Here is a 2,193-nt window from a genome sequence, read left to right on the forward strand (position 1 = left end):
CAAATAATTGTAAAAAAAAACAATTACATTACGATCATTACTCCCGAAATTTTTCAATCCTACTTTTGAAAGTAAGATGTTATGCTATGGAATTGTAAGTGTAATAGTAAGCTGGTCTAGTTGAACTTCCGCTCAACCGTATTAAAATATATAGATTCATATATGTCAGTGCTATTCTATAATTATGTTGAAAAACTGTCAATACTGTTGAAAAAAAACTAATCATTCAGACTATATGTCCTGCTTTAAATGAGATAGATGAATAAAAGGTTTATTTATTTATTAGGTTAGAATTCTCTTTTTTCTTTTGGAAGCATTTAGCATCATGTTCACGTAAATTGGACTATTTTTGTCGTTTTGTCTTTATGACAGTTTCCCTTTGAAAAATTTTCAAAAAAAGTGCAATCTCCATACAATCACTGAATGATGGAAGCACTTTTTTATTTTGACAAAAATCTTCTATACTCAGGTTATGACAGGCACTCCCTCAAAAATTTTATATATACGGGCTCCAATTTCATCTCCAAGTATATGATATAGGGTATTAGCCTAATTACTCTCCATACAATTGAAAGGTAGTGTTTGAATGTATAATAACGCGATCCCAACATTTATTGATCACTCTAATGTTATTCCCCAGCCTCCGTTGTCTTACGGCTATGCGACTCCTGTTCATGGACATTGTGTTAATGTTCGTGGGTGTGAAAGTTTTATCATAATAATAGTGTTGTTTATTTTATTAATCATTATCGGTGCAATTGCTTTCTGCTTTTAATATTTGTACACAGATGACTTGGCACCCTGCCTAAATTACCTGAATTCTTTTACTATTCTACCGTAATAAAAAAAGCCCCTTGTTAGATTAAACAAGGAACTGAACTAACATTTTTTGCAACTATACATGCAAAGTTAGCTGGTTTGTGTTGAAAAAATCACATTAAAAAAGTGTCAGGCACGATCTAGATTTGATCGTGCCTGACACTTTTTATGTTCAAGTAACATTTACTTCATTTCACAAATTTCCCGACAAAGAAATTAATAGATTTGCCTTTTCTTTCGTTATTGACTTATCACTTTGAGCAGATAACTCATTTACATACGCTTTAAGTTTACCTTCTGCAGCATTCTGATTACCTTTCGCTGCTGCTTCTTTTGCTCCATTAAGTTTGGTAGTCAGCGAATGAGCAACCCCCGTCTGCGTTACAAAAGATTCGGTTAATCGGCTTAAACTATCAAAGTCCACAGTTACCGTAAATTGAAATTCTATTTCTGTTGCATTACCTGCATGATCAATAGCTTTGGCTGTGAATTTATTTACTCCTACACTATATTCATATGCCGGCCCTTCTATTGACGGGCATTCGACGGAAGCCATTCCAGACAAATCATCCATTGCACTGCAAGTGATAGATATATTTGAATCAACAGTATAACTTTCCTTATTACCAGTTACTGTGATTACAGGAGATGTTGTATCTTCTTCCACAATCATAATCCAGCTGATTTGAGGATCAGGTGAACCAGTTACCCTGCGAACAGTGAGGTCAAGTTTCCCATCCGTTAGGTTCACATTTTTATAGCCTTTGACATCGTAAGAACTCGTAAATACATAGCCCTTCGTTTTGGTTTCACCGTTAATTAATATATCTGCTTTTCTGCTTCCCTTAGTTGAACTGTACCACGGATCGTAGAGTCCAGTATATACAGTGTATTTACCATTTTTCAAATCAAACTTATATGAGAGATCATCACCGGAATTACTTAAAAGGTAACGTAATGAAGAAAATAAATCACCACTGTTACTGCCCGACGGTTTTGTCCGATCCCCGATAAATCCCCATGTTTGTCCATTTGCTGGGTCATACTTTTGATCGATGACATCTTTATTAAGGAGTGTACCTTGCATATAAGATGACCATGTTTCATAATCATTCGTTTTCGCCCCGCCGCCATGAACAAAATATCTTACATGGTCCGGCAAAACTAATATCTTTGTTCTAATCACTTTATTAGCTAATTCAGAGAGAGTCCCTTCAACCACAACAGTTCCAGGCTTCGAGAATGCTTCCACATTGACGTCCCATGTTACGGGCGTGTCCATTTGGATCCCTTCTGAATTGGTCACATTAATCTTTTTCGGTAAATTAGGTACTTGATCAACAGATACTTTTGCTGGCAGCTCCGTATTAACTG

General features: G+C 35.6%; 1 protein-coding gene and 1 pseudogene. One reads left to right on the forward strand and one right to left on the reverse strand.

Going from position 1 to position 2,193, the window contains the following annotated elements; all coding sequences use genetic code 11:
• Positions 1–586: 586 nt before the first annotated feature.
• A complete protein-coding gene (locus V7137_RS23085) occupies positions 587–775 on the forward strand; it encodes a YjcZ family sporulation protein (protein ID WP_335700241.1) in 189 nt (62 codons plus the stop codon).
• 237 nt (positions 776–1,012) lie between these two features.
• Here V7137_RS23085 and V7137_RS23090 read toward each other — a convergent pair.
• Positions 1,013–2,193 (reverse strand): annotated as a pseudogene (locus V7137_RS23090) (Ig-like domain-containing protein); the annotation flags it as partial.

The organism is Neobacillus drentensis (assembly GCF_036962765.1).
Lineage (GTDB): Bacteria > Bacillota > Bacilli > Bacillales > Cytobacillaceae > Neobacillus > Neobacillus drentensis_C.